The organism is Conexibacter sp. JCM 18997 (assembly GCF_055391915.1).
Window position 1 is genome coordinate 979,490 of sequence record NZ_AP043885.1, and the last position, 26,311, is coordinate 1,005,800.

At 73.6% G+C, this 26,311-nt stretch carries 31 protein-coding genes; 13 read left to right on the plus strand and 18 right to left on the minus strand.

Annotation, left to right across the window (positions count from 1 at the left end):
* Window position 1: 1 nt before the first annotated feature.
* The 8 genes from ACZ5UI_RS05145 to ACZ5UI_RS05180 are packed head-to-tail and all read right to left on the minus strand — an operon-like array spanning window position 2 to window position 3,907.
* Window positions 2-481 carry a (2Fe-2S)-binding protein gene (locus ACZ5UI_RS05145; protein ID WP_464194902.1) on the minus strand — a complete coding sequence of 160 codons (480 nt, stop codon included), beginning with the start codon at window positions 479-481 and terminating at the stop codon, window positions 2-4.
* A gap of 1 nt (window position 482) precedes the next feature.
* Window positions 483-1,358, minus strand: a complete 876-nt coding sequence (locus ACZ5UI_RS05150; protein ID WP_464194904.1) for an FAD binding domain-containing protein — start codon at window positions 1,356-1,358, stop codon at window positions 483-485.
* On the minus strand, window positions 1,336-1,926 hold the full coding sequence (locus tag ACZ5UI_RS05155; RefSeq protein WP_464194906.1) for a hypothetical protein: 591 nt from the start codon (window positions 1,924-1,926) through the stop codon (window positions 1,336-1,338). The genes ACZ5UI_RS05150 and ACZ5UI_RS05155 overlap by 23 nt, the downstream gene beginning before the upstream one ends.
* Window positions 1,923-2,201 (minus strand): hypothetical protein, encoded by a 279-nt coding sequence (locus ACZ5UI_RS05160; RefSeq protein ID WP_464194908.1) that lies wholly within the window; start codon window positions 2,199-2,201, stop codon window positions 1,923-1,925. The genes ACZ5UI_RS05155 and ACZ5UI_RS05160 overlap by 4 nt, the downstream gene beginning before the upstream one ends.
* A complete protein-coding gene (locus ACZ5UI_RS05165; protein ID WP_464194910.1) occupies window positions 2,198-2,476 on the minus strand; it encodes a hypothetical protein in 279 nt (92 codons plus the stop codon). Before ACZ5UI_RS05165 ends, ACZ5UI_RS05160 begins: the two co-directional genes overlap by 4 nt.
* Window positions 2,473-2,754: a hypothetical protein gene (locus ACZ5UI_RS05170; RefSeq protein WP_464194912.1), complete on the minus strand. Its 282-nt coding sequence runs from the start codon at window positions 2,752-2,754 to the stop codon at window positions 2,473-2,475. The genes ACZ5UI_RS05165 and ACZ5UI_RS05170 overlap by 4 nt, the downstream gene beginning before the upstream one ends.
* Window positions 2,751-3,014 (minus strand): hypothetical protein, encoded by a 264-nt coding sequence (locus tag ACZ5UI_RS05175; protein WP_464194914.1) that lies wholly within the window; start codon window positions 3,012-3,014, stop codon window positions 2,751-2,753. Before ACZ5UI_RS05175 ends, ACZ5UI_RS05170 begins: the two co-directional genes overlap by 4 nt.
* Entirely contained in the window at window positions 3,002-3,907 is a 906-nt protein-coding gene (locus tag ACZ5UI_RS05180; RefSeq protein ID WP_464194916.1) for an FAD binding domain-containing protein, read from the minus strand. Before ACZ5UI_RS05180 ends, ACZ5UI_RS05175 begins: the two co-directional genes overlap by 13 nt.
* A gap of 102 nt (window positions 3,908-4,009) precedes the next feature.
* Here ACZ5UI_RS05180 and ACZ5UI_RS05185 point away from each other — a divergent pair, with 102 nt between their 5' ends.
* Window positions 4,010-4,984: a LysR family transcriptional regulator gene (locus tag ACZ5UI_RS05185; protein ID WP_464194918.1), complete on the plus strand. Its 975-nt coding sequence runs from the start codon at window positions 4,010-4,012 to the stop codon at window positions 4,982-4,984.
* Window positions 4,985-5,069: 85 nt separating this feature from the next.
* On the opposite strand, the gene ACZ5UI_RS05190 is transcribed toward ACZ5UI_RS05185, so the two are convergent.
* Genes ACZ5UI_RS05190 through ACZ5UI_RS05210 form a run of 5 tightly spaced genes read right to left on the minus strand, consistent with a single transcriptional unit; the run spans window position 5,070 to window position 9,552 of the window.
* Complete coding sequence (locus ACZ5UI_RS05190) at window positions 5,070-5,534, minus strand: (2Fe-2S)-binding protein (RefSeq protein ID WP_464194920.1); 465 nt, start codon at window positions 5,532-5,534, stop codon at window positions 5,070-5,072.
* A 22-nt stretch (window positions 5,535-5,556) separates the two neighbouring features.
* A complete protein-coding gene (locus tag ACZ5UI_RS05195; RefSeq protein ID WP_464194922.1) occupies window positions 5,557-6,609 on the minus strand; it encodes a GGDEF domain-containing protein in 1,053 nt (350 codons plus the stop codon).
* A 59-nt stretch (window positions 6,610-6,668) separates the two neighbouring features.
* On the minus strand, window positions 6,669-7,628 hold the full coding sequence (locus ACZ5UI_RS05200) for a linear amide C-N hydrolase (RefSeq protein WP_464194924.1): 960 nt from the start codon (window positions 7,626-7,628) through the stop codon (window positions 6,669-6,671).
* Window positions 7,629-7,639: 11 nt separating this feature from the next.
* Entirely contained in the window at window positions 7,640-9,094 is a 1,455-nt protein-coding gene (locus ACZ5UI_RS05205) for an MFS transporter (RefSeq protein WP_464194926.1), read from the minus strand.
* Complete coding sequence (locus ACZ5UI_RS05210) at window positions 9,091-9,552, minus strand: MarR family winged helix-turn-helix transcriptional regulator (protein WP_464194928.1); 462 nt, start codon at window positions 9,550-9,552, stop codon at window positions 9,091-9,093. Before ACZ5UI_RS05210 ends, ACZ5UI_RS05205 begins: the two co-directional genes overlap by 4 nt.
* A gap of 54 nt (window positions 9,553-9,606) precedes the next feature.
* Between ACZ5UI_RS05210 and ACZ5UI_RS05215 the strand changes: the two genes are divergently transcribed.
* The 10 genes from ACZ5UI_RS05215 to ACZ5UI_RS05260 are packed head-to-tail and all read left to right on the plus strand — an operon-like array spanning window position 9,607 to window position 19,154.
* The gene (locus tag ACZ5UI_RS05215) at window positions 9,607-10,368 is read left to right on the plus strand and encodes a sulfotransferase family protein (protein WP_464194930.1); all 762 of its coding nucleotides are present in this window, start codon (window positions 9,607-9,609) and stop codon (window positions 10,366-10,368) included.
* A complete protein-coding gene (locus tag ACZ5UI_RS05220; RefSeq protein WP_464194932.1) occupies window positions 10,352-11,233 on the plus strand; it encodes a sulfotransferase in 882 nt (293 codons plus the stop codon). Before ACZ5UI_RS05215 ends, ACZ5UI_RS05220 begins: the two co-directional genes overlap by 17 nt.
* A 40-nt stretch (window positions 11,234-11,273) precedes the next feature.
* Window positions 11,274-12,929, plus strand: coding sequence for a hypothetical protein (locus ACZ5UI_RS05225; protein WP_464194934.1), 1,656 nt, complete (start codon window positions 11,274-11,276; stop codon window positions 12,927-12,929).
* 50 nt (window positions 12,930-12,979) lie between these two features.
* Entirely contained in the window at window positions 12,980-14,017 is a 1,038-nt protein-coding gene (locus ACZ5UI_RS05230) for a DUF5941 domain-containing protein (RefSeq protein WP_464194936.1), read from the plus strand.
* Window positions 14,014-14,754: a phosphocholine cytidylyltransferase family protein gene (locus ACZ5UI_RS05235; RefSeq protein WP_464194938.1), complete on the plus strand. Its 741-nt coding sequence runs from the start codon at window positions 14,014-14,016 to the stop codon at window positions 14,752-14,754. Before ACZ5UI_RS05230 ends, ACZ5UI_RS05235 begins: the two co-directional genes overlap by 4 nt.
* Entirely contained in the window at window positions 14,742-15,800 is a 1,059-nt protein-coding gene (locus tag ACZ5UI_RS05240) for an iron-containing alcohol dehydrogenase family protein (RefSeq protein WP_464194940.1), read from the plus strand. The genes ACZ5UI_RS05235 and ACZ5UI_RS05240 overlap by 13 nt, the downstream gene beginning before the upstream one ends.
* A complete protein-coding gene (locus ACZ5UI_RS05245; protein WP_464194942.1) occupies window positions 15,766-16,554 on the plus strand; it encodes a CDP-alcohol phosphatidyltransferase family protein in 789 nt (262 codons plus the stop codon). The genes ACZ5UI_RS05240 and ACZ5UI_RS05245 overlap by 35 nt, the downstream gene beginning before the upstream one ends.
* A complete protein-coding gene (locus ACZ5UI_RS05250; RefSeq protein ID WP_464194944.1) occupies window positions 16,551-17,420 on the plus strand; it encodes a glycosyltransferase family 2 protein in 870 nt (289 codons plus the stop codon). The genes ACZ5UI_RS05245 and ACZ5UI_RS05250 overlap by 4 nt, the downstream gene beginning before the upstream one ends.
* 23 nt (window positions 17,421-17,443) lie before the next feature.
* Window positions 17,444-18,352 carry an ABC transporter permease gene (locus ACZ5UI_RS05255; RefSeq protein ID WP_464194946.1) on the plus strand — a complete coding sequence of 303 codons (909 nt, stop codon included), beginning with the start codon at window positions 17,444-17,446 and terminating at the stop codon, window positions 18,350-18,352.
* Entirely contained in the window at window positions 18,330-19,154 is an 825-nt protein-coding gene (locus ACZ5UI_RS05260; protein WP_464194949.1) for an ABC transporter ATP-binding protein, read from the plus strand. The genes ACZ5UI_RS05255 and ACZ5UI_RS05260 overlap by 23 nt, the downstream gene beginning before the upstream one ends.
* On the opposite strand, the gene ACZ5UI_RS05265 is transcribed toward ACZ5UI_RS05260, so the two are convergent.
* On the minus strand, window positions 19,151-20,638 hold the full coding sequence (locus ACZ5UI_RS05265) for a hypothetical protein (protein ID WP_464194951.1): 1,488 nt from the start codon (window positions 20,636-20,638) through the stop codon (window positions 19,151-19,153). The two genes, ACZ5UI_RS05260 and ACZ5UI_RS05265, sit on opposite strands and share 4 nt — an antisense overlap.
* Window positions 20,639-20,664: 26 nt before the next feature.
* On the opposite strand from ACZ5UI_RS05265, the gene ACZ5UI_RS05270 reads away from it, so the two are divergent.
* Window positions 20,665-21,306, plus strand: a complete 642-nt coding sequence (locus ACZ5UI_RS05270) for a NeuD/PglB/VioB family sugar acetyltransferase (RefSeq protein WP_464194953.1) — start codon at window positions 20,665-20,667, stop codon at window positions 21,304-21,306.
* On the opposite strand, the gene ACZ5UI_RS05275 is transcribed toward ACZ5UI_RS05270, so the two are convergent.
* Genes ACZ5UI_RS05275 through ACZ5UI_RS05285 form a run of 3 tightly spaced genes read right to left on the minus strand, consistent with a single transcriptional unit; the run spans window position 21,303 to window position 23,871 of the window.
* Window positions 21,303-22,073 (minus strand): SDR family NAD(P)-dependent oxidoreductase, encoded by a 771-nt coding sequence (locus tag ACZ5UI_RS05275; protein WP_464194955.1) that lies wholly within the window; start codon window positions 22,071-22,073, stop codon window positions 21,303-21,305. The genes ACZ5UI_RS05270 and ACZ5UI_RS05275 overlap by 4 nt on opposite strands.
* Window positions 22,073-22,738 (minus strand): sugar transferase, encoded by a 666-nt coding sequence (locus ACZ5UI_RS05280; RefSeq protein WP_464194957.1) that lies wholly within the window; start codon window positions 22,736-22,738, stop codon window positions 22,073-22,075. Before ACZ5UI_RS05280 ends, ACZ5UI_RS05275 begins: the two co-directional genes overlap by 1 nt.
* Complete coding sequence (locus ACZ5UI_RS05285) at window positions 22,735-23,871, minus strand: glycosyltransferase family 2 protein (RefSeq protein WP_464194959.1); 1,137 nt, start codon at window positions 23,869-23,871, stop codon at window positions 22,735-22,737. Before ACZ5UI_RS05285 ends, ACZ5UI_RS05280 begins: the two co-directional genes overlap by 4 nt.
* 57 nt (window positions 23,872-23,928) lie before the next feature.
* Here ACZ5UI_RS05285 and ACZ5UI_RS05290 point away from each other — a divergent pair, with 57 nt between their 5' ends.
* Window positions 23,929-25,236, plus strand: coding sequence for a PQQ-like beta-propeller repeat protein (locus tag ACZ5UI_RS05290; protein ID WP_464194961.1), 1,308 nt, complete (start codon window positions 23,929-23,931; stop codon window positions 25,234-25,236).
* On the opposite strand, the gene ACZ5UI_RS05295 is transcribed toward ACZ5UI_RS05290, so the two are convergent.
* Window positions 25,170-26,306: an acyltransferase family protein gene (locus tag ACZ5UI_RS05295; protein ID WP_464194963.1), complete on the minus strand. Its 1,137-nt coding sequence runs from the start codon at window positions 26,304-26,306 to the stop codon at window positions 25,170-25,172. The genes ACZ5UI_RS05290 and ACZ5UI_RS05295 overlap by 67 nt on opposite strands.
* Window positions 26,307-26,311: the final 5 nt, after the last annotated feature.

The following is a 26,311-nucleotide window of genomic DNA, read 5'->3' on the forward strand; positions in this document are numbered from 1 at the left end:
CTCAGACCTCCTGGGTCTCGGTGGCGGGGTGCTCCGCGGCCCAGCGGACCGCGGCGACGATGTTCTGGTAGCCCGTGCAGCGGCAGATGGCGCCGGAGATCGCGGTGCGGATCTCCAGGTCGGTGGGGTTGGGGTTCTCGTCCAGCAAGGCGCGTCCGGTCATCAGCATGCCGGGCGTGCAGAAGCCGCACTGCAGCGCGTGCATCTCGTGGAAGCCCTGCTGGATCGGGTCCAGCCGGCCGTCGACCTCGAGCCCCTCGACGGTGCGCACCTCGGCGCCCTCGCACATCACGGCCAGCGTGGTGCACGACTTCACCGGCTGATCGTTGACCAGCACGACGCAGGCGCCGCAGTTGGACGTGTCGCAGCCCCAGTGCGTGCCGGTCAGCTCCAGGTCCTGGCGCAGGAAGTGCACGAGCAGCAGCCGGGGCTCCACGTCGCGCGTGACCTGCTCGCCGTTGACGGTCATCGTCACCTGCATGTCAGGCCTCCTGGCGCAGCGCGCTGGCCGTGGCCCGGCGCAGCGCTCGCTTGGTCAGTGCGCCCGCGAGGTGGCGCTTGTAGTCGACGGGCCCGCGGCTGTCGGCCACGGGTGAGCAGTCCTCGGCGGCGATCTCGCCGGCCTGGGCGAACAGGTCCTCCGACGGCGCCTGCCCGCGCAGCAGCTCCTCCGCGCGGTGCAGGTCGACGGTCGTCGGCCCGACCGCGGCCAGCGCGATCCCGGCGTCGGCGATCACGCCGCCGTCCAGCCACACCGCGGCCGAGGCCGCGGCGATCGCGAAGTCGCCCGCGCGACGCTCGACCTTCTCGTGCGCGCTGCCGCCGCCGGGTCGCTTGGTCAGGCGCACCTCGGTGAGCAGCTCCCCGGCGCCCACGGCGGTCATGTACGGCCCGATGTGGAACCCGTCCATCGGCACCACCCGCTCGGCCTCGGCGCCCCGGATGACCACCCGCGCCTTAAGCGCCGAGCAGACGGCCGACAGGTCCTCGGCCGCGTCGGCCTGGCACAGCGAGCCGCCGATCGTGCCGCGGTTGCGCACGACCGGGTCGGCGATCACGTCTTCGGCCTCGGCGAATACCGGGAACCACTGGGCCAGCAGCGCGGACTGCTGCAGGTCGACGTGGCGGGTGAGCGCGCCGATGGCGATCTCGTCGCCCTCCTCGCGGATGTAGGAGAGCTCGCCGAGCCCGTTGATGTCGATCAGGTGCGCGGGGTTGGCCAGACGCAGCTTCATCATCGGCAGCAGGCTGTGGCCGCCGGCGATGATGCGCGCCTCGGGCCCGAGGCGCTCCAGCGACGCGATTGCCGCGTCGACGCTCGTGGCGCGCTCGTACTCAAACGGCGCTGGCGTCTGCATCGAGACTCCTCTCGGGGTACTGGACGGGGGCGTCGGTGCCGATCACCGGCGAGCGCGGCAGCTTCGACGGGCGCGTGTGGCGCACGTCGGGGTACAGGTCCATCGCCGCGTGCGCGCCGTAGGACGGGTTGCGCAGCGCCGGGCCGTTGGGGCTCAGCGCGGCGATCGGCGCCTCGCGACCCAGCCGGGCCAGGGTCAGGACGCCGCGCGTGTAGACCTCGGCGATGCGCGGCCCCCGGGTCGTGGCGCTGTCGGGGAAGTTGCGCAGCCCGGCCGCGGCGGCGCCGGGGTACAGCCCGTCGATCAGCCCCATCGCGTCCGGCAGGCCGGCCTTCTTGACCAGCAGACCCTCGAGCGCGTCGACGCCCGCGTCCAGGTTGGCGTTGATGGTCTGGACGACGTCGTTGACGGGGGTCGTCTTCTCGATGATCTCCCCGACCGAGGCGATCGCCGCATCGAGGCCCTTGTTGATCCGGACCAGCCCGACGATCACCGGCAGCAGGAACGCGGCCAACGCGGCGATGATCAGCACGACCGCGACGATCAGGACGACGGCGGCGGCGCTCATGCGTGAGCCTCCTCGGGGACGTAGTCGTCGACGATCACGTCCAGCGAGCCGCCGTACGCGGCGACCCCGGCGATCGTCTGGATGGCCTGGTCCTGCGTGGTCAGCAGCAGGGGCGCGGCGTCCAGATCGCGCGACAGCGCCGCGGCCGCCGTGCCGATCTGCTCGACCGCGGGAACGATGCGGTTGACCGCGCCCAGCACGCCGCGCAGCAGGTAGATGACGATCGGCAGCACGACGAGCAGCAGCACGGCGTCGCCGATCCACAGCAGGGTCATGACGGCCTCCTCTCGGCCACGATCGCGGCCTTGGCCCCGATGCCCGGCAGCGCGCCGAGGATCGTGGCGAACTGCCCGTTGATCGCGGTGACCGCGGGCTCCAGCGGGCGCAGGTGTCCGGCCTCGACGTCGGTCAGCGCGCCGGCCAGCGTGGTCAGGTCGTCGGCGGCGGCCTCCAGGCCCCGGCGCACGAGGATCAGCGCGGTGGCCAGCACGGCGACCACGACGACGGCCAGGATCACGCTGAGCAGGATGAGGGTGTCCTGGGTGCTCATCCGGCGTTCACCGGCCCGTAGCCATCGGTCAGCGCGTTCATGTAGCTGTCCTGCACGACGGCCTCCGTGACGATCAGGCCGAGCACGGGCGCGGTCGCCTCGAGCTTGGGGATGTGCGCGGTCTGGCCGGCCACCTCGACGGCGACGCCGAGCAGGCGCCCGGTGGAGGTGCGGATGTCGGCCACCGCGCGCACGAGCATCACCAGCAGGCCGGCCACGACGAGCGCGGCGACCAGCCCGATGATCAGGCTGATGGTCCAGACGGTGGTGCCGCTCATTTGCCCACCGCCACCTTGCGCAGCGCCCGGGCCGAGTGCAGGATGCGCACGCCCGAGTCGTTGATGCGGTCGATGCCCTCCAGCCCGGCGGTCTGCGCCCGGACGACCTCCAGCCCCGCGACGGCGGTGCGCGCCTGCTTGGCGATCCGCAGGGCCAGCACCACGATGGTGATGACGATCGCCGCGACGACGGCGAGCACCACGATCCCGATGGCCAGCCCGACGTACCAGCCCGTGGACGCGCCGATCAACGCCGGCATGCCTCACCTCCTGGGTTGACTTCCTCTCCTCGCGCCCGCGCCGCCGCGCGCCGCAGCGCGCGCTCGGTGAGGACGCCCACGACGTGGCGCTTGTAGTCGGCCGAGCCGCGCTGGTCGGTCACCGGCGAGCAGCCGGCGGCGGCCAGGCGGGCGGCCTGCGCGATCTGCTCCTCGGTCGGCGGGTGGCCGACCAGCGAGCGTTCGGCCTCGGGCGAGGTGATCTCGCCGCCGGCCGCGGCCAGCGCGACACCGGCCCGGGTGACGATGCCGGCGGCGTCCAGCGTGAGCGCGGCGCCCGCGGCGGCCACCGCCCAGTCGCCGACGCGCCGGTCGACCTTCTCGTATGCGCTGCCGGTGCGCTCGGTCAGCGCCACGCGGATCTCGACCAGCATCTCGGCCGGGCCGACCGCGGTGCGGTACGGGCCGACGTGGAACTCGGCCATGTCGACGACGCGCTCGCCGTCGCTGCCGCGGATGACCATCAGCGCGTCGATGGCGGCGCACACGGCCGACAGGTCCTCAGAGGGATCGGCCTGGCACAGCGCGCCGCCGATCGTGCCGCGGTTGCGCACGATCGGATCGGCGATGCGGCGCTCGGCGTCGACGAAGATGGCCATCCGCGCGGCCAGCAGGTCGGACTCCAGCAGGGCGCGATGGCGGGTCATCGCGCCGATGCGCACCTCGCCGTCGTGCTCGCGCACGTAGCCCAGCTCGGCGGCCAGCGGATCGATGTCGATCACGTGCGCGGGCGCGGCCAGGCGCAGCTTCATCATGGGCAGCAGCGAGTGGCCGCCGGCGAGCAGACGCGCGTCGGGACCGAGCTGCTGCAGCAGCGCGAGCGCCTCGTCGACGCTGGTCGCACGCTCGTAGTCAAACGGTGCTGGTACCTGCAAGTTGGACCCTCAGCTCCTCTCTCCTGGGCAACCATCCCGCTGTTAGGGTCGTGGCGTCAAACGTGACCTAAGGGATCACTTAGGCCAAAGTCGCAACCCCGAATGACCCTCGCCCAACTGCAGTCCTTCGTCCTGGTGGCCCGGCACGGCTCGGTCAAGGCCGCGGCCGCCGAGCTCGACGTGACCGAGCCCGCCGTGTCGGTGGCCGTGGCCGCGTTGCGCAAGGAGCTGGGCGACGAGCTGTTCGTGCGCGAGGGCCGCGGGATCGCGCTGACCGCGGGCGGCCGGCGGCTGGCCGCCCTGGCCGGTGAGATCCTCGGGCTGGCCGACCAGGCGCGCCGCTCCGTGCAGGACTCGCCGGGCTCGGCGCGCACGCTGCAGGTCGTGGCCAGCGGCCTGGTGGCCGAGCACATCGGCCCGATGATCGACGCGTTCAGCGCGCGCGACGCGGGCCTGGAGATCGGGGTCGAGACCGTCCCGGGCCAGGCGTTCGCCGACGCGCTGGAGCACCGGCGGGCCGACGTCGCGCTCGGCCCGGCGCCCGGCCCCGAGCGCACGGCGATCGCCTCCGCGCCGTTCCTGCGCTGCCGGCTGGTGCTGGTCGCCGCGCCCGGCCACCCGCTGGCCGGCCGGCGCGACATCGCCCCGGCGGACCTGGCCGGCGAGCGCTGGGTCGTCGGCCAGCCCGAGCTGGACGTGTCCACCGGGACCGGCCTGTTCTTCGCCCGCCACGACCTGGACCCCGCGGAGATCGTCACCTACAGCAGCAGCGCGGCCGCCCTGGCCGCCGCCGCGGCGGGGGAGGGGATCGTGCTCGCGCTGGCCCACGCGGTCGTCGAGGAGGTCCGCCGCCACGGCCTCGTCCGCCTGGACGTGCGTGGCACCCCGGTCGTCGAGCTGTGGCACGCCAACACGCTCGGCGTCGGCCGCGCGCTGCCCGCCGCCCTCGCGCTGGCCCGCTTCGCCACGACGCCCGACGCGACGCAGGCCATCGCCACCGGCCGCGCCGGGAGCGTCTCGACCCGCGTGCGGCCCAAGACGCACGTCACGCTCTGGCGCGGGGTGACCGAGGGCTGAGCCGCGCGCTGCCGGCCCCGCGGCCGTTGTCCGCTCGGTCCCGCTATCCGGGTCGAATCGGACAACGGCGGGGTCGTTGAGGCGGTCAGGCGTCCGGGTGCTCGGCGGCCCAGCGGATCGAGCGCACGATCATCGCGTAGCCGGTGCAGCGGCAGACCTGGCCCGAGATCGCCTCGCGGATCTCCTGGTCGGTCGGGTCCGGGTTGCCGTCCAGGAGCGCGCGGGCGGTCAGCATCATGCCCGAGGTGCAGAATCCGCACTGCAGCCCGTGCTCCTCGTGGAAGCCCTGCTGGACGGGATCGAGCTGGCCGTCGCGGGCCAGGCCCTCGACGGTGGTGATCTCGTAGGCCGTCGCGGTGGCGGCCAGCACGGTGCAGGACTTGACCGGCTCGCCGTCCATGAGCACGACGCACGTGCCGCAGTTGGACGTGTCGCAGCCCCAGTGCGTGCCGGTCAGGTCGAGCTGGTCGCGCAGGAAGTGGACGAGCAGCAGCCGCGGCTCGACGTCGCGGGTGTGCTCCTGGCCATTGACCGAGACGGTGATCAGCACCGGACGGCAGGCTATTGCGACGTCAAGCGGCCTCGGCCAGCGCGGCCTGCATGCCGCCGGCCACGCGCACGCAGTCGCGCCCGGCGGTCTTGGCCGCGTACAGCGCGCCGTCGGCCGCGTCGAAGGTCTCGTCCAGCGTGGCGTGCTCGCTGGCTTCGGCGACCCCGAAGGAGGCGGTCACCGGCAGGCCGCCGGGTTGCGCGCCGCTGATCGCGCGGCGCAGGCGCTCGGCCACGGCGGCCGCGGCCATCACGTCGGTTCCGGGCAGCAGCACGAGCAGCTCCTCGCCGCCGACCCGGTAGACGAGCTCGAACGAGCGCAGCTGACGGCGCAGCGTGTAGGCCACCTCGCGCAGGACGGCGTCACCGCGGGCGTGGCCGTGCTCGTCGTTGATCGCCTTGAAGTGGTCCAGGTCCAGCACGATCACGCTGACGGCCTCGCCGAACAGCGACGCCTGCTGGACGAGCTCGTCGAAGCGCAGCTGCAGCGACGTGCGGTTGAGCAGGCCGGTCAGATGGTCCAGGCCCGCGCCCTCGCGCTGCTCGGCCTCGGCGGCGTTGAGGACGTACACGCACGCGGTCACGCCGACCAGCAGCACGGTCGAGATCAGCACAGGCGCCGGGTCGGTCAGGAACGCGGCGGTGTCCACGCCCGCCGTGGCCGCGGCCAGCATCGCCACGGCCAGGCCGACGAAGACGAACACGACCGAGCCGCGAAAGCGCGCGGCCGAGAACGCGGCCGGGAAGACGAGCCAGGGCAGCGCCGGGCTGGACGGGCCGCCCGACAGGCCGACCGCGGCGGCCAGCACCGCCTCCATCAGCACGAGGCTGGACGCGACGTGCAGCTCCGGATGCGCACTGGCGGCGATGCGCCGGTCGAGCGTCAGCAGGTTGGCCAGCGCGACGGCGAAGAGGACCAGCGTCCACCAGCCGTATTCCGGCGCGAAGTAGATCAGCGTCGCGCCCACGGCCGCCGCGGTGATCGCGCGGGCGCGCAGCATCCGACCCGAGTTGTCGAGCATGCGCGCTCGGTCGAGCTCCGTCGGGCACAGCCAGTGGGCGAGGCGCGTGGCCATCACCCCGAGCCATCGGCCTGATGACCCAGGTTCTTTACACCGTTCGGCTGATTGACCGATCAGCCGTCCGTGGGCAGGCCGAACGGCAGCTGCGCGGGCGCGAGGCGATCGCGCACGTCGCCCACGAGCGTGACCTCGCGCGGGTTCAGCGCGCGCACGCCGCTGCCCGGCGAGAAGTCCAGCGCGTCGAGCTCGAGCCAGATCACGTTGGGCGAGCGCGTCGACTGGAAGTAGTAGACGCGGTCGGTCAGGTCGGCGCAGCTCAGCCACCACGTCGGGTAGGACGGAAACAGGTTGTCGGGCGCTCCTAAGGGGATGGCCACGTTGCGGGCCAGGCCGATCACGCCCGCGACCGCCTCCAGCTCGTCGGCCGGCTCGGGCAGGTGCTCGAGGAAGTACTTCGCGCGGACGAAGCGGTCGGCCGAGACGATGTCGCCGGGCAGCGGCAGGTCGCCGCCGAACGCCGTGTAGCGGCGCGCGTTGGCCAACTGCTGCTCGTAGTCGGGGTCGTTGGCCATCACGGTGTGCTCGGGGCCGTGGTGGACGACCGCCCGGCCGTCGAGCATCTCGACGATCGCGCTGTCGCCGCTGGGATCCTCGAGCGCCAGGTGCAGCGGCAGGTTCTGGCCGGCCACCAGCTCGGGCACGACCCGCACGTCGGCCAGCCCGTCCAGCGCCTCGGCCACCGTCGTGAAGTGGTCGACGACGTACTGCGTCCACATCACGTTGCTGACGCCGGGCCGCGCGTCGGGCGGCTCGTAGCCGGCCGCGCCCAGGTACAGCGCGTGGGCGGCGAGCCCGTGCTCGTTGAAGCACTCGCCGGTGCCCGCGTCCCAGGCGCTGAGCGAGACGCTGCCGTGCCTGGAGGTCCACTGCGCGGTGCCGGCGCCGGTGTCACCACCGCGCTGCAGACCGCGCGGGAGCACCCACATCCGCGGCTCGTCGCTGAACTCCCAGTCGATCGTGCGGGAGACGACCTTGGCCTGCGGGTTGTCGTTCCAGAAGATCCGCGTGCACATGCCGCGAGAGGCTACGGGCGCTCGATGCCCACCAGGCCGGCGGCACCCAGCTCGGCGTCCTCTTCGCCCAGGCGGCTGCTGGTTCGCCGAGCGCCGCGCTCGGGCAGGAACCAGGCCAGCAGACCGGCGGCGACGCAGACGCCGACGGCGATCCACAGGGCCTGCGTGTAGCCGGAGATGTCGGGCAGGTGCTCGCCGGGAGCGGTGTGCGCGGCCAGCAGCGAGGCCGCCAGCGCGCTGCCCAGCGAGAAGCCGACGTAGCGGACCACCTGGTAGAAGCCCATCGCGCTGCCCGTCTCGTCCTCGGGCACGGAGCGGACGATCAGGCCGGGGATCACGGCGAAGGTGGTGCCCAGCCCGACGCCGATGATCGCCATCGTCGCGAACGCCTGCCAGAGCGCGTCGTGGGCCAGCGCGAAGAACACGCCGGCGAACGCGACGACCAGGCAGCCGAGCGGGAGGATCGCGCGCTCGCCGACCGTGCGGTTCAACCAGGGCAGCAGCCGCGTGGCCGCGACGCTGAAGACCGAGAACGGCACCAGGCAGAGGCCGGCGACGACGACCGAGGCCCCGAAGCCGTAGCCCGTGACCGCGGGCGTCTGCACGAACTCGGTGACGAGCGAGAGGTAGATGTACATCGCGACGCCGAGGACGATCGCGCAGGCGTCGCTGGTCAGGACCGCGGGATGGCGCAGCAGGCGCAGCTCGACCAGCGGCGCGCTGGTGCGCAGCTGATGGCGGGTCCACACCGCGAACAGGACGAGCGCGCCGACGAACAGGGCGATGATCTCGGGCGAGGACCAGCCCCACGTCTTGCCCTCGGCGATGCCCAGCAGCAGCGCGATCAGGGCGGCGCCGAGCAGGAGCGCGCCGGCGATGTCGAGCGAGGCGGTCGTCGTGCTGCTGCTGCGGGGGACGACCGCGAGCGTGGCCAGCAGCGCGACGGCGCCGACCAGCGCACCGAACCAGTAGGCGGCCGACAGGCCGAACCCGTCGGCGATCAGCCCGCTGAGCGGATAGCCGAGGCCGACGCCGGCGGCGGCCGCGACCGAGAGCAGCGCGATCGCGGGGGCGACCCGTTCGCGGGGCAGGTGGTCGCGGGCGGCGGCCATCGTCAGCGGCACCAGGCCCAGACCGACGCCCTGCATCGCCCGCCCGACGACGAGCAGCGGCAGCGCGGTGGCCAGCGCCGACAACGCGCCGCCCAGCGCGACGATCGACAGGCCGCCGATCAGCGTGGCCCGCCGGTGCGGGCCGTCGCCGAGCCGTCCCATGATCGGCGCGCTGACGGCGCCGGTGAGCAGCGCCGCGGTCAGCGACCACTGGGCGGTGCTCAAGGGGATGTGCAGGTCGCTCGAGATCGACGGGATCAGCGGCGCGCCCAGCGAGCTGACCACCGCCGCGACGGTGGTGACGAAGACCAGGACGCCGGTGAGCAGCTCGGGGGAGCGGGGCGTGCGCGTCACGGTCGCGACCCGTGGACCGCGTCGATCAGGTGCACGAGCGCCTCCGTGGCCGTGACCAGCGCGGCCACCTCGGCGTCCGGCAGGTCGCCGGCGGCGGCGCGCAGCACCACGCGGTAGTCGTCGCGCATCTGCTCCAGCGCGGCGCGTCCGGCGTCGGTGATCGAGACGAGCACGACGCGGCCGTCGCTGGCGTCCCGGGCGCGCTGCACCAGGCCCCGGCGCTGGAGGCGGTCGACGAGCTGGGTGACGGTCGGCTGCGCGAGCACCTCGGTGGTGGCCAGGTCGGTGATGCGCTGGGGCCCGGCGTTGAGCGTGCTCAGCACGCCACCCTCGGCCCGCGTCAGCTCACGGCTGCCCACGCTCAGCAGCAGGCGGGTCAGCTGCGATGCGCGGGGGAGCAGGTTCGCCGCGATCTCGTCGATGGCGGCGGCGCGATCGGTGAGCAGGGCGGAGGACATATTCAGGAACTATATTACAAACCGATATAAAAGCTGCGTTAGGGTGCCCGACTCGTGTCAGGGACCTCGACGGTGCGGACCGGACCGCCCGACTTCATCGGCATCGGCGCCCAGCGCTGCGGAACCACCTGGTGGTTCGATCTGCTGCTCGACCATCCGCAGGTGCGCGCGCCGCGGGACGGCCGCAAGGAGCTGCAGTTCTTCCTGCCCTACAGCGCCGTGCCGATGCCCGACGCCGAGATCCCCCGCTACCACGCGCAGTTCGAGCGCGAGCCGGGCCAGCTGGCGGGCGAGTGGACCCCGCGGTACATGGCCGACGCCTGGGCGCTGCCGCTCCTGCGCCGGGCCGCGCCGGAGGCCAAGCTGCTCGTGCTGCTGCGCGATCCGATCGAGCGCTTCCGCTCCGGCCAGGTCCACCGGGCCACGCGCCGGCCCGACCACCGGCCCGAGGTCGGCGCGCGCGAGGCGATCGAGCGCGGCCGCTACGCCTCCCAGCTGCGCACCGTGCACCGCGTGTTCGCGCCCGAGCGGATGCTCGTGCTCCAGTACGAGCGCTGTCGCGCCGACCCGCTGGGCCAGTACCGGCGCACGCTGGACTTCCTCGGCCTCGACGACCACCGGCCCGCCGAGCTGGAGCGCCGGCGCGGCACGACGATGGAGGCGGGCAAGACCCCGATCTGGCCGGACCTGCTCGTCGCCCTGCGGGCCACGCTCGGACCAGAGGTGCGCGCGCTCGGCGAGCTCGTGCCCGACTTCGACCCTGGCCTGTGGCCGAACTTCCAGGACCTGCCCGAGGACGATGGAATTCTCGCCTGACGCACCGCCGCCCTCGCGCCACACCGGGCCGACGCGCACCGGTCCGCCGGACTTCATCGGTCTGGGCGCGCAGCTGGCCGGCGGCTACGGCTGGCACGCGCTGATCCTGCACCACCCCGATGTGGTGGCGCCGGCCGACGGCCCCGACGGCGCGGGCTTCTTCCTGGAGTACTGCGCCCGCGAGATGACCGACGCGGACATCGCCCGCTACCACGAGCGATTCGCCAAGCCCGCGGGCACGATCTCGGGCGAGTTCGGCCCGCGCTACCTGGCCGATCCCTGGACGCCGCCGCTGCTGGTCCGCGCGGCGCCGCAGGCCAAGCTCCTGGTCATGCTGCGCGACCCGATCCAGCGTTACCTGCTGACGCTGCGCCAACGCCAGCACGAGGTCCGCGACCGCGACGAGGCGGTGCTGATGACCGACGTGCTCAACCGCGGGCGCTACGCCACGCACCTGCGCGCGCTGCATCGGTTCGTCGATCCCGCGCAGGTGCTCGTGCTCCAGTACGAGCGCTGCCGCACCGACGTCGTGGGGGAGTACCGGCGGACCATGCGCTTCCTCGGGCTGTCGGAGGACGCGGTGCCCGAGCGGGTGCTCAAGCGAGCCACGCGCGGGGGCGACCGCATGAGCCTGACGGTGCGCGGCCGGCGCGCCGTGGGGCTGCCCGATCGCCTGTCGGACCGGTGGCGCGCGAACGCGCCCAAGCGCTGGCGCCGGCGCGAGCGGGTGGTCATAACAAAGCACCTGGACGCCGAGCTGCTGGCCTCGCTGCACGCGGTGCTGGACCCCGAGGTGGACGAGCTCACGCGCACGATCGAGCACTTCGACCCAGCGTTGTGGCGCCACTTTCGCGACCGGCGATAAGGCGCTCAAGTTCTGACCCACACCTGCCGATATCGCGGGTGTGGACGAACCTCTGCGCAGGGGGCTGAAGTTCGGCGTACCAGCTTGCATCACGCTGTGTCTCGCCGCGATCGCCCTCGGACTGGCGCTGACCGCCTCCCTCGGAACCGGGCCGTTCGCCCAGGCCGGTGACCGCGATCCGGTCCGCAAGCTGACGATCGCCGACGCCGGCGACTCGGCCACCGTCGCCACGCTGAACCGCTTCCCGCAGTCCTCCGCGACCGCCGCGGTGGGCAGCGCCTCGATCACCACCGGCGGCTCGGCCGCCACGGCCGGCCTCCCGAACGTGGCCGGCACCACCGGCGCCCAGGGTGGCGGGCCGCAGACGCCCGGCGTGCAGCCGATCGGCTCGGGCGGCCTGCCCTCGGTCGGCGAGCGGGGCACGACCGTGCTGCCCGTCGACCCGACCAGCGACGACGACACGCCGGCCGCCCCGACGGCCGTGGGCGCCGCGATCCCCGCCACGAGCGCCTCGACCGACGCGCTGGTCGGCGCCGTCCCCGCGCCCACCGTCCCCGGTCGTCGCCGCACCACGCTGCGCGTCCTGTCGATCGACAACGCGGCCAACTCGACCGCCGACGTGCCCCGCTTCAACGTCGGGATGGTCGTCCAGTACGCCGACACCGGCGCCGTGCGGCGCTACCTGAACCTCAACCTGGTCTCCAACGCCCGCAAGCTGAGCACGCCCGGCCAGGCGATGCGCGCCCGCGTCGATCTCGTCGACGTGACCCAGGCCACGGGCGCGCTGACCCGCGCGGTGCGGCTGCGGATGGACGTCGTGCCGACCACGACGACCGACCAGCAGGCCGCCGACCTCGGCCAGGGCGATGGCAACAGCAACGTGGTCCAGCTGACGCTGCCGCTGACCGCGCCGGCGCCCGCCGTCGAGTCGCTGCCCACGATCAAGGCGGCCAAGACCGTGGTCGAGACGCCGGCCGCCGCCCAGGCGCCCGCCGCGGACGAGCCCGCCGAGGCCCCGGAGACGCCCGCGGCTGAGGCTCCCGCCGCCGAGGCTCCCGAGGCTCCCGAGGCCGACGCCGACGCTCCCGCCGCCGAGGCGCCCGCGACCGATCCCGCTCCGGCCGCCGCCGAGACGCCCGCCGCCGACGACACGCCGACGGTCCAGACCACCGCGACCGTGACCACGACGGATCCCGCCCCCGCCGCGGACGAGACGCCGGCCGCCCCCGAGGCTCCCGCGGCTGCGCCGGCGCCCGCCGACGACCCGGTCGAGCAGGCACCGACGGTGCAGACGCCCGTCGAGGACACCCCGGCCCCGACCACGAGCACGACGACCACGCCGGCCAAGACGTCGACCACCACCTCCGCGGCCGTCGACGGGACCGCCGCCGACAAGCCCGAGCCCACGACGCCCGTCGTGCCCGCCGCGCCGCCCGAGCCGGTCGTCACCGAGCTGCTGCTGCCGCTCGACGCGCCCGACGACGACGAGACCGGCGCCGAGACCGCCGCGGCGACGAACAACAAGTGGGTCAACTCGAGCGTCACCTCGCCGGGCACCCCGACGCCCACGCCGGATCCGACCACGCCGACCACGCCGGCGCCGACCACGTCGACCACCGTGCCGGTCAACGTCAAGCTCGTGACCGAGCCGCCGGCGGCCTCCACTCCGGCTGCCGCCACCACCGGCGGCCAGTAGCCCGCGTCGGCGAGTCGGGCGCGGGCAGTAGCCTCCGCGCGCCGCTCTCGATGCCCCGAACCGCCCCACCAACGCCCGAGGACGACGCCCGCCTGCGCGCGGCGGTCAAGGCCAACGACGGCTTCTTCACGACGTTCTTCGTCAGCTCGTACTCGCCCCACGTGGTCCGCTGGGCGGCGCGACGGGGCCTCACGCCCAACCAGGTCACGGTCTTCTCGATGTTCCTGGGCGTGCTCAGCGCCGCCGCGTTCGCCACCGGTGAGCGCTGGGGGCTGATCGCCGGCGCGGTGCTGCTGCAGGCCGCGTTCCTGTTCGACTGCGTCGACGGCCAGCTCGCGCGCTACACGCAGACCTTCTCGGCGGTGGGCGCCTGGCTGGACGCGGTCTTCGACCGCACCAAGGAGTACCTCGTCTACGCCGGGCTGGCCATCGGCGCCGCGCGCACCGGCGATCCGGTCTGGCTGCTGGCCGGGGCGGCGATGGGCCTGCAGACCGCGCGTCACGCGATGGACTTCTCGTTCACCGGGACGCACGATGCCGAGCAGACCGGCGCGCTGGCCGTGGCCCGGCGCTACGACACCGGGCCGCTGTCGTGGGCGAAGCGGATCATCGTCCTGCCCATCGGCGAGCGGTTCGCGGTGATCTCCCTTACGGCGGCGATCTGGTCGGCGCAGACGACGTTCGTCGTCCTGCTCGTGTGGGGCACGATCGCCGCGCTGTACGGCCTGGCCGGGCGCCTGGCGCGCGGGGGCAGCCGGCACTGGGCGGTCCGGCCGCTGCTCTGCGTGGTCGAGTACGGCGCGATCCTCGCGCTCGTGTCGCTGCGCGGGGAGGCGGCGCTGGCCGGGGCCTTCGCGCTGATCGCCGCCAGCGCCTACCGCCAGTACGACCTCGTCTATAGGGCCGACCCGCCGCCCCGCTGGACCGGCTTCGTCTCGCTGGGCTGGGAGGGGCGCATCGTCGCCGCCGCGATCCTCGTCGCCGTCGACGCGGTGCCCGCCGGCCTGTACATCCTCGCGGTGGCGATCGCGGTGCCGCTCGTCGTCGAGTCCGTCAACGCACGTCGCCTGGAGGTCGCTGCCGCATGATCGGAATGGTGCTCGCCGCCGGTTGGGGCAGCCGCCTGGCGCCCCTGACCGACGCCCTGCCCAAGACGCTGCTGCCGGTGGACGGCGAGCGCACGATCCTCGACGTCGGCCTGGCCAACATGAAGGCGGTCGGGCTGGACGAGGTGGTCGTCGTCACCGGCTTCCAGCACGAGGTGCTGGTCGACCGGCGGCCGGCGCTGGAGCGCGACCACGGCCTGCGCGTCGAGCTGCTGTTCAATCCCAAGGCGTTGGAGTGGAACAACGCCTACTCGCTGTGGTGCGCGCGCGAGCACTTCGCCGGCGGCGTGCTGATGGCCAACGGCGACACCGTGCATCCCGCATCGGTCGAGCGCACGCTGCTGGCCGCCCGCGGCGCCGACGACCTGATCATCGCCGTCGACGCGGCCAAGCCGCTGGCCGAGGAGGAGATGAAGGTCCAGCTGTCGCCCGCGGGCCACCTGACCCGGATCACCAAGCAGATGGACCCGGGCCTCGCGGCCGGCGAGTACATCGGCGTGACGCTGATCGAGCCGCAGGCCGCGACCGCGCTGGCCGACGCGCTGCAGGCCACCTTCGAGCGCGACCCGCAGCTGTACTACGAGGACGGGTTCCAGGAGCTGGCCGACCGCGGGGGCAAGGTGCTGGGCGCGCCGATCGGCGACGTCGCCTGGGTCGAGGTCGACAACCACGACGACCTGGCCCGCGCCCGGGAGGTGGCGCCGTCGTGCCTCTCCTAGCCCGCATGGTCGGCACGCCGCTGGCCATCGACATCGGCCCGGGGGCGATCGCCGCGCTGGCGCCGCTGCTGGTCGACCGGCGCATCTCCGCGGGCGGGCACGTCGCGGTCGTCGTCGGCCCGGGCCAGGGCGAGCAGATCGCCGAGGTGCTGCGCCCGCAGCTGGCCAACGCCGACATCCTCCACGCGCAGGACGGCTCGGTCGAGGAGGCCAGCGACCTGGCCCGGCGGCTGCGTGCCGGCTTCTACGACGCGATCGTCGGCATCGGCGGCGGGCGGGTGATCGACGTGGCCAAGTACGCGGCGTCGATCAGCGGGCTGCCGATGGTCGCGGTCTCCACCAGCCTGGCCCACGACGGCCTGGCCTCGCCGGTCGCCTCGCTGACCGAGGGCGGGCGCAAGCTCAGCTTCGGCGTGCAGATGCCGATCGCCGTCGTCGTCGACCTCGACTACGTGCGCCGCTCGGAGCCGGCCATGCGCCGGTCGGGGATCGGCGACGCCGTCTCCAACCTGTCGGCGATCGCCGACTGGGAGCTGGCCGCGCGCGAGCGGGGCGAGGAGATCGACGGCCTGGCCGTGACGTTCGCCCGCACCGGCGCGCTGGCCGTGATCGACCGCACCGACACGATCGACGACGACGCGTTCCTGTACGCGCTGGCCGACGCGCTCGTGCTCGGCGGGCTGGCCATGGCCGTGGCCGGCTCCAGCCGCCCGTGCTCGGGCGCCGACCACGAGATCGTCCACGCGATCGACCACCTGTTCCCCGGCAGCGCGACGCACGGCGAGCTGGCCGGGCTGGGCGCGCTGTTCGCCAGCTTCCTGCGCGGCGACGCCACCACCAGCGCCCACCTGGCGGCCTGCCTGGGCCACCACGGGCTGCCGCGCACGCCCGAGGACCTCGGCCTGAGCCGCGACCAGTTCGTCCAGGCCGTGCGGCACGCGCCGTCCACCCGGCCCGATCGCTACACGATCCTCGAGCACCTGGCGCTGGACGAGGAGGAGGTGAGGGCCCGTGTCGACGCGTTCGCGCAATCCCTCGATCGCTGAGCTGCGCGCGGTCACGCAGCCGCCCTCGATCTTCGCCCGCAACAGCGGCGAGCACTGGATCGGCCGGCTGTACATGCGGCGTCTGTCGCCCTACCTGACGCGCGTGCTGCTGGCCCTGCGCGTCAGCCCCAACGGGGCCACGTGGATGATGATCGCCACGGGCCCGATCGCCGCCGCGCTGCTGACGCTGCCCGGGATCGCGCCGGTGATCGGCGCCGTCCTGGTGCTGCAGCTGCAGATCGCGCTGGACTGCTCGGACGGCGAGCTGGCCCGCTGGCTGGATCGCAAGTCGCCCGCGGGCGTCTACCTCGACCGCGTGGGGCACTGGCTGACCGAGGCGACGCTGCCGGTCGGGCTGGGCATCCGGGCCGACGGCGGTTGGGACTCGATCGGCACGTACACGACGCTCGGGCTGTGCGCGGCGATCCTCGCGCTGCTGATCATGGCCCAGTCGGCGCTCGTGGTCGTGGCCCGCGCCGAGGCCGGGCTGCCGCTGGTGGAGGACTCGCGCGAGATCGCCGCGCCGCGGCAGGCCGGGCTGGCCTTCGCGCGCTCGCTGGTCGGCAAGCTGCCGTTCTACCGCGTGTTCGTGGCCCAGGAGCTGTCGTTCCTGGCCCTGATCGCCGCCGTCGGCGACGAGATCGCCGGCAACCTGGACCCGACCCGGGCGCTGATCTTCGTGCTGCTGGCCGCCGGCGTGATCACGGTCCTGGGCCGGATGGTGGCGATCCTGTCCTCCAGCCGCCTGCGATGACCCCACGCTTCGGCTGCGTCGTGCTGACCGCCGGCGACCGCCCGGTGGCGCTGCGGGCGGCGGTCGCGTCGCTGCTGGCCCAGACCGACGTGGCCGTCGACGTGGCGGTGGTCGGCAACGGCTGGACGCCGGCCGGTCTGCCCGCGGGCGTCCACGCCGTGGCGCTGCCCGAGCCGGTCGGCATCCCCGCCGGGCGCAACGCCGGTGTGCCCGCCGTGGCCGGCGAGCTGCTGTTCTTCCTGGACGACGACGCGACGCTGCGCGATCCCGACGCGCTGGCCGCGGTGGCCGCGCAGTTCGCCGCGGACGCGTCGCTGGGCGCGCTGCAGCTGCGCGTGGAGGTCGACGGGGACGGGGCGCCGGCCCGCACCTGGGTGCCGCGGCTGCGCGTCGGCGACCGCACGCGCTCCAGCGACGTGGCCGCCCTGTGGGAGGGCGCGGTGGCCATCCGGCGCGAGCTGCTGGAGCGCGTGGGCGGCTGGCCCGCGGACTTCCGCTACGTCCACGAGGGCGTGGCGCTGGCCTGGTCGGTGATGGACGCGGGCGCGCGCGTCCGCTACGCCGCCGAGATCGTCGCGCTGCACCCGCCGCTGGCCGCCGGCGCGGGCCGCCGGCCCGAATGGGCCTACTACGCGGCGCGCAACCGGGTGTGGCTGGCCCGCCGCTACCTGCCGCTGCCGCTCGGCGTCCTGTTCGTCGCCTCGTTCCTGGCCCGCACGGCGCCGGGCCTCGCTCGGGGCGGTCTGCTGCGCGCGGCCCTGCGCGGCTACCGCGACGGGATCCGCGGACCGTCCGGCCCGACCCGCAAGCTGCAGGGGTCCACGTTGTGGCGCATGACGCGCATCGGACGCCCGCCGGTCATCTGATCCGGCACTAGCCTGAGAGACCGATGTCGACCGAGACGGTCAAGCACGACCCGCCCCCGCAGGAAGACCCCGCCGCGATCGCCGACGGGTGGGCGGACGCCTACACGCCCGAGGTCAACGTCTACGAGCCGCACCGCACGGCGGTGCCCCCGCTGGGGCCGTACCTGGCCGAGCTGTGGCGCCGGCGCGACTTCGCCATCGAGATGGCCCGGATGCGCCTGCGGGCGCAGCACTACGGCACCGCGTTCGGCATGGCCTGGCTGCTGCTGGGCCCGCTCTGCCTGGGCGGCGTGTACTTCGTGCTGGTCGACATCCTGCGCAGCGGCCAGCACCCGCCCGGCTTCTTCGCCCACCTGCTGGGCGGGATCTTCGCCTACCAGCTGTTCGCCGAGTCGGTGCGCCGCTCGGCCGGTTCGGTGACCTCCGGCGGCAAGCTGATCCTCAACACCGCCTTCCCCCGCGCGCTGCTGCCGCTCAGCGAGGTGATCGTCTCGATCCTGCGCTTCGGGCCGATGATGGTCCTGTACGCCGTGATCCACGTGATCAGCGGCCTGCCGGTCAACCTCAACACGCTGTGGGCGCTGGTCGTGTTCGCCGAGATCGTCGTGTTCGCCACCGGGCTGTCGCTGCTTATGGCCGCGCTGCAGGTCTACTTCCGCGACATCAAGGAGTTCCTGCCCTACCTGATGCGCGTGTGGCTCTACCTGTCGCCGGTGCTCTGGTACGCCGCCGAGGTGCCGCACGGCTTCAAGTGGCTGCTGTACGCCAACCCCTTGGGCTCGATGCTGACCGCGTGGAGCGAGTCGCTCAACCAGGGCATCACGCCCGGCGGCACCTGGCTCCTGCTGGGCGCCGCGTGGGGCGTCGTGGCGCTGGCCATCGGCTTCCTGTTCTTCTCGTCGCGGGAGCGTGATTTCGCTGTCCGCCTCTGATCTGGCCCCGGCCGCGATCGGCCCGCTGAACCGGCCGGTCTCGATCAAGGTCGAGAACGTCTCGATCAGCTACCAGTCGACCACGCAGGCCACCCCGACGCTGATCGGCACGCTGTCGCGCCTGCGCCGGCGCAAGAAGATCCAGAAGCAGGTCCGCGCCGTGCGCGACGTGTCCTTCGAGGTGCCGCGCGGCACGGTGCTGGGCGTGATCGGGGCCAACGGCGCCGGCAAGTCGACGCTCGTGCGCGCAATGGCCGGGATCCTGCCGCCCACGACGGGCACCATCGAGGTCCACGGCCGCGTATCGACGCTGCTGGCCCTGGGCGTCGGGTTCGACCGCAAGCTGACCGGCCGCCAGAACGTCCTGCTCGGCGGGCTGGCCGCGGGCCTGAGCCGTGAGCACCTGGCCGAGAAGTACGACGAGATCGTCGAGTTCGCCGAGCTCGAGGAGTACATGGACATGCCGATGCGGACCTACTCGGCCGGCATGTACGGCCGTCTGGCCTTCTCGGTCGCCGTGAACATGGAGCCCGACATCCTCCTGATCGACGAGGCGCTGTCGGTGGGGGACGCGCACTTCAAGCAGAAGTCGTTCGCCAAGATGCGCGAGCTGTGCGAGGAGGCCCACACGATCGTCCTGGTCAGCCACGGCATGCGCGCGATGCGCCGACTGGCCGACGAGGTGCTGTGGCTGGACCGCGGGCAGATGCGCGGGTACGGCTCGCCCGACGAGATCATCCCCGCCTACCGCGAGTTCATGAAGGTCTCCGAGGACGACGAGGCCTCGGAGGAGGACATCTAGCTCGAGGCTGAGGCCTTGAGCTTCGCGACGCACCGGGGCGACGCGGAGATGCGGTAGGACCGGTTCATGTAGATCGTCCGGTAGCGCTTGGGCGCGTGGGCGGTCGGGAAGTTCTCGCGGTAGAAGCGCTGGGCGTAGAACGTGCGCCGCGGCTGCAGGAACAGCTGCCCCAGCGGGCTGGCCTGGCCGCGCACGGTGCCGACGCTGCCGGGCGGCCCGTCGATCCACCAGCGGAAGTAGGGGATCGGCCGGTGATCGGCGGTCGAGATCGGCGCGCAGGCCGCGAACGCGCGCTGCACGACCGGGGCCTGCGCCGCGGCGCGCAGGTCGCTGTACAGGTGCTTGTCGCGGCTCATGTTGTGCTCGACGCCGCGCAGCATGCTGACCTGCCAGGGGATGAAGACCACCGACAGCGCCGCGGCGAAGACGCCGATCCACATCCAGCGCCTGCGCCACACGTCGTCGTGCTTGAGCAGGAGCCAGCCGAACACCGCCGCGCCGTAGAACGTGGCCAGCAGGACCGCCGGCGTCCGCACGTAGCGGCTGATCAGCGGAAGCCCGAAGATCGGGCCGGCGGCGAACACCGCGAGCATCGCCACCACGACGGCGAACACGAGCAGGCCCTGGCGGCGGCGGAACATCCAGGCGAAGGCCATGCCGATGGGCACGCCGAGGATCAGCGGCTCGCGCAGCGTGAAGGCCAGGTAGGCGGCGCCCGAGTAGGGCACGTCGGAGAGCGAGCGGCGGCGGTCGTTGCTGATGGCCAGGTCCGCGGTGCCGTGCAGCGAGTGCAGCGGATCGCCGGCGATGGCCCAGTCCGAGCCCAGCCAGATCAGCGGGGCCGCGACGGCCAGGCCGACCCACTTGGCGATCTGCGCCGGTGAGGCGTCCGAGCCGTACCAGAGCCAGATCACGTAGAGGACCGAGAGCACCCAGGCCTCGGGTCTCAGCAGCCCGGCGACGGCGAGCACGATCAGCACGGGGTAGCCGCGCTTGGGCTTCTGGGCCTCCAGCAGCACCGCGCCGACGATCAGGGCCTCGAAGGGCAGGTCCTGATAGGCCAGGATCGCGTCGCGCTCGATCGCCGGGCGGCTGACCACGACGAGCGCGGTGACGACCCCCGCCCAGGTGCCGAACAGCTGCGCGCCCAGGCGGAAGGCCAGCCAGACCAGCGCGCCGAAGGACAGCAGGACCAGGATGACCATGACCCGGTCGGCGTCGTCGCCGAACAGCAGCGCGAACGAGCCGACGGCCATCTGCAGCGGGTGCGGCGTGGGGGCGTAGTCGGCGTCGTACTGCGGCGTGAAGCCGTGCCACAGGTCGTGAGCCCACAGCAGCGCGTAGCGCGCGTCGTAGTTGAGGTACCACGGGTCGTAGACCAGGTACATGACGACGGCGACGCCCACGATCGTCGCTACGGCGGGCAGCCAGCGGGCCATCGTGGCCGGCGCCGCCCGTGGCGTGGGCGGAGAATCGGTGGCCATCCGGTCGGCGAGTCTAGACTCGCGGCGTGTCGGAGCCCGCGCTACCGATCGTCGGCTACGGCGCCGGCGGCCATGCGACCTCGCTGATCGACGCCCTGCGCAGCGGCGGCCGCTTCGACGTGGTCGGGATCGTCGACGACGATCCGCTGCTGGAGGGGCGCACGCTGCTGGGCGCCCCGATCGAGACCGCCGTGGACGCGCTGATCGGCTTTCAGGCCAGCGGCGTCACGCACGCCTTCGTCGGCGTCGGCGGCGTGGTCAACCGCGACGCGCGGCGCCGGGCCCGCGAGCGCCTGCTGGCGCTCGGCTTCACGCTGCCGCGGGTCGTCCACGCCAGCGCCTGGGTCTCGCCCGACGCGCGCCTGGGCGTCGGCACGCAGGTGCTGGCGCTGGCCGTGGTCAACGCCGCGGCGATCGTCCACGACGGCGCGATCGTCAACACCGGGGCGATCGTCGAGCACGACTGCGTGGTCGGCGAGGGCGCCCATCTGGGGCCGCGCGCGGTGATCGGCGGCAACTGCGTGCTGGGCGCCGACGTCCACATCGGCATCGGCGCGACGGTGATCGAGGGCGTCCGCATCGGCGACGGCGCGTTCGTCGCGGCCGGCGCGGTGGTCGTCGCGGACGTGCCCGGCGGCGCCCGCGTGCAGGGCGTTCCGGCGCGTTAGCCCAGCGGGACGCCGGTCAGGTCCGCGAACGCGCCCAGCAGCGCGTCCTGGAAGGCCGGATCGGTCACCGCGGGGTGCGGGTCGCGGGGCTGCTGGTGGTAGAGGTAGGCGCCGCTGAGCTGGGCCGCGGGGTCGTCGGACACGGCCAGCCAGGCCTGTGTGACCGAGGCGGCGTCGTAGTCGTCGGGCGCTTCGGGGCCGCCCATCTTCGTGGCCACCCAGCCCGGCGTGACCGCGTTGGACCGCACGCCGGGCCGGCGCCGGGCCACCGCCGCGGCCAGCGTGGCGTCGAACAGCTTGGAGTCCGAGTAGGCCTGCGTGCCGTTCCAGGGGCGCTGGCGCCAGTCCAGGTCGCCCAGGTCGGCGTCGCCGCCCTCGTGCAGGCCGCTGCTCAGGTAGATCAGCCGGGCCGCGGGCGCCATCAGCGCGGTCAGGACGTACGGGGCCAGCGCGTTGACCGCCAGCACGTGGGCGTGCCCGTCCTCGGTCTCGATGCGGTGGGGCTCCAGGTAGCCGACGCCGGCGTTGTGGATGACCGCGTCGAACGTGCCGCGCGCGTTGGCCGCGGCGGCCAGCGCCCGCACCTGGGTCATGCTGGCCAGGTCCGCGACGAGCACGTCGGCGATGCCCGGCAGCTCGGCCCGCAGCGCGTCCGCCTTGGCCGGGCTGCGCGCGTGGCCGACCACCTCGTGCCCCGCGTCGACCAGCCGCCGGGCCGCGTCGCGCCCGAGGCCGTCGTTGGAGCCCGTGATGAAGACCGAGGCCATCAGACCGTCTCCGGCGGCGCGTCGCGCGCGGGCTCGGCGTGGCCGGCGGGATCCACCTTCTCGCCCCAGTCGCCGCGCGCCTCGTTGTAGATCCCGCTCGGCGTGGTCACGACGCGGAATGTTCGCAGCAGGATCGTCAGCTCCAGGCGCAGCGAGCGATGGTCGACGTACCAGACGTCGAGCACGATGCGCTCGGGCCAGGGCAGGTCGTTGCGGCCCTGCACCTGGGCCCAGCCGGTGATGCCCGGGCGAACGTCCAGGCGCCGGCGCTGGAAGTCCGTGTACTGCTCCACCTGGTAGCGCAGCGTCGGGCGCGGGCCGACGATGCTCATGTCGCCCCGCAGGACGTTGACCAGCTGGGGCAGCTCGTCCAGCGACCAGCGCCGCAGCACGTGGCCGACGCGCGTGATGCGCGGGTCGCGCTCGGCCACCAGCCAGCCGGCGCCCATCGTGTGCGCGCCGACGACCATCGTGCGGAACTTCAACAGCTCGAAGTCCCGGCCGTTGCGCCCGACGCGGGTCTGGCGCAGCAGCGCGGCGCCGCGGCTGTCGAGCCGGATGACCACGCCGATCACGGCCAGCAGCGGCAGCACGACCACGGCCAGGGGGATCGCGATCGCCAGGTCGATCAGGCGCTGCGTGCGGTCGAAGGCGGCGCCCCTCATCGCGTCCCGTCCACCGCGTCCCAGGTGGCCTGCGGGCCCTCGCGCAGCATCCGCTCCAGCCCGGCGGCGGAGGCGGCGGTCACGACGAGGTAGTACCAGGCCAGCGCGGGCAGCCGGCCGTGGGTGCCGCGGCGCCCGGCGTCGGCCAGGGCCAGCCAGGCGACGTGCAGCGCCAGCACCAGCCGCGCGGCGCGCGACGAGGGCGCCAGCGCCAGCGCCGCGCCGAGCACCACGAGGTGCAGCGGCCCGGTGGCGTAGCGCAGCAGCCGGTGGGAGAGCAGCTCGACGACGTAGCGGGGCGGCAGGCCGCGCGGATCGAGCATCCCGCCTCGCAGGACGTCATGCCAGGAGCGCGACTGCATCCGCACCTTGCGCTGCCACTCGGCCGATGTCGTCGGCGCGGCCGACTCGGTGGCCACGGCGTCGGGGTCGTACAGGGCCAGCAGGCCCGCGCGCCGCAGCCGGAAGGGCAGCGCGATGTCGTGGCTGTGGGCGGCGGTCAGGTGGACGTAGGCGTCGCGGCGGACCGCGTAGATCGCCCCGTTGCCGGCGGTGACCGAGTCCATCCGCGACTCCTGGGCCCGCAGCCACAGCTCGAAGCGCCAGTACTGGCCCTCGACGTTGGCCCCGGTCGCGGGGTCGACCAGCGCCAGGCGGCCGCACACGTAGCCGACCGCGGGGTCGGCGAAGTGGCGCACGAGCAGGCGCAGCGCGTCCGGCGCCCACATCGAGTTGGCGTCGGAGAAGGCGATCAGCTGCGATGCGCTGGCGTCGACCGCGGCGTTCTGGGCCACGGTCTTGCCGGCGCGGGGGTTGTCGAGCACGCGCACGCCGCGATCGGCGTAGCGGGCGGCGATCGCCGCGGTCTCGTCGCCGCAGCCGTCGAGGCTGAGGACGATGTCCAGGCGATCGCTCGGGTAGTCCAGCGCGAGCGCGTTCTCCAGGCGCTGGGCGATCACCGACGCCTCGTCGTGGGCGGCGATGACCAAGGTGACGGTCGGCAGGTCGGCGGGCGCGGGCACGGGGCGGCGCCGCGTGCGCGATGCGGTGGCGGCCGCGGCCAGCGGATAGCCGACGTGCGTCCACGCGATCAGCGCCGCCGAGGTCCACAGGGCGGTCCGCAGCCCACGCATGGGGCGCGATGGTAGCTGAGCCCCCTTGTCTGACCGGCTTTCTAGGATGGACCGCTCGTGCCGCGATTCCTGCGCAACCGAATGGTGCTGATCGGGCTCGGCATCGCGGCCGTCCTGGCCGCGGGCGCGGCGTTCGCCGCCTACGAGCTGCACTTCAAGAAGCCGGGCAACGTCTCCAACCCGGGCGTCGCCTTCGAGGCGCCCCCGCCGGCGACGACCGAGACGACGCCGGCGCCCGAGCCGACGAAGCGCAAGCCCAAGCAGCCCCAGACCGTCAACTGGCCGCGCTACGGCTACACCGTCGGCCACACCCGCACGTTCAAGCCGCAGCGCCCGCTCGACGGCCCGTGGCGCAAGGACTGGGTCCAGCAGGTCGACGCGCTGACCGAGTTCGGCCCGGTCATCTGGAAGGACACGCTCTACCAGATCATCGACGACGGGCTGGTGGTGGCGATCAACGCCAAGACGGGCAAGCGCCGCTGGGATCACCAGGCCGGGGCGCTGGCCGCCAGCTCGCCCGCCGTCGACGGCCGCTTCGTCTACGTGACCGTGCTGGAGGGCGATCGCGGGTCCGGGCGCGGCAAGGCGATGGCCCTCGACATGAAGAACGGCAAGGTGCGCTGGACCAAGCAGCTGCCCAGCCGCACCGAGTCCTCGCCGTTGCTGATCGGCAACCGCATGTACTTCGGCTCGGAGGACGGCACGGTCTACGCGCTGGACAAGCGCAGCGGACGTCAGCTGTGGACCTACCGGGCCAACGGGGCGGTCAAGGGCAGCCCGGCCTTCTCCGACGGCAAGCTGTACTTCGGCAACTACGGCGGTCAGGTGCAGGCGATCCGGGCCTCCGACGGGCAGCTCGTGTGGCGCGAGAGCGGCGGCAGCGCCGGCAACTTCTACGCCTCCCCGGCGGTCGCCTTCGGGCGTGTCTACATCGGCAACACCGACGGGCGGGTGTACTCGTTCTCGGCCAACAGCGGCGACCTGGCCTGGGCGCACCAGACCGGCGGCTACGTCTACTCGTCCTCGGCGGTCGACAACGTCCCCGAGGTCGGCCCGACCGTGTTCGTCGGCTCCTACGACGGCGGCTTCTACGCCTTCGACGCCCGCACCGGCGACGTGCGCTGGCGCTACGACGCGGGCGGTCACATCTCCGGCGGCGCGACGGTGGTCGGCAACACCGTCTACTTCGCCAACCAGTCCAAGCGCGAGACGGTCGGCCTGGGCACGCGCGGTGGCAAGGTCGTCTTCGAGCGCGCCACCGGCTCCTACGACCCGATCACCACCGACGGCCAGAAGCTTTACCTGACCGGCAGCTCGTCGGTCACCGCGCTGCGCCAGGTCGACGAGCGCCACCGTCGCCGCTGATCGGTGCGGTGGGCCAGCCGGATGAACGGCTGCTCCAGCGCGCGCCAGCTGACCCAGGCCAGCGCGCCGGTGACGGCCAGCGTGGCGGCGTAGGCCAGCGCCAGGTTGGCGGGCATCAGGTCCCAGGCGCGCAGCGCGTAGATCACCGGGAAGTGCCACAGGTAGGCGCCGAAGGACAGCGTGCCGATCGTGGTCAGCGGCGCGGTGGCCAGCGGCCCGGCGGGCAGCGTCGAGCCGCACAGCGCGGCGATGACCAGGCCGAACCCGAGCGCGGCGGGCTGGTCGGCAGCGATCCGGCGGGCGTCGACGGGGCCCAGCGCCGCCGCGTGCCAGATCGCGTCGCCGACGATCAGCGCCAGCCCGCCGACCAGCAGCCCGAGCGCCACCGGGCGGCGCAGCGGCCGGCGGTGGACCAGCGCCGCCGCGCCCATCCCGGCGGCGAACGACGTCAGGTTGGTCAGCAGCGACGTCGTCGTGGTCGCCGGCCAGTCGCCCAGCGCGGCGGCGGCGATCAGCGCGGCGCCCAGGGCGGCCAGCGCGCCGACCAGGGCGAGCTGACGGCGGCGGCCCCGGCCCAGGCGCAGCGCCAGCAGGCCGACGAGCGGGACCAGCAGGTAGAAGCTGACCTCGACCGAGAGCGTCCACAGCGGCGGGTCGAGGCGGTTGATCGTCGCGGGGTCCTGGTTCTGGGCGAAGGCCAGGAACGTGGGCAGCTGGGCCGGCGCGATCTGGAACGGGTGGTCGATCGCGCGCAGCAGGAAGAACGCGCCGATCACCGCCGCCCAGTAGGCGGGCAGGATGCGCGCCGCGCGGCGCAGCGCGTAGGTGCGCAGCGACGGTCCGCCGCGGCCGTCCAGCGCGGCCGCCACGAAGGGCCGGTAGACGAGGAAGCCCGACAGGGCGAAGAACAGCGGCACCGCCAGGCGCAGCTCGCCGATCGCCAGGTCCAGCAGCGACTTGCTGCCGCCGCCTCCGGGCGCCCCGTGATCGAACATCCACACGTGCAGCAGCACGATGCCGGCGCAGGCAGCGCCGCGCAGGCCGTCGAGGGCGAGCATGCGGACGCGCACGCGCC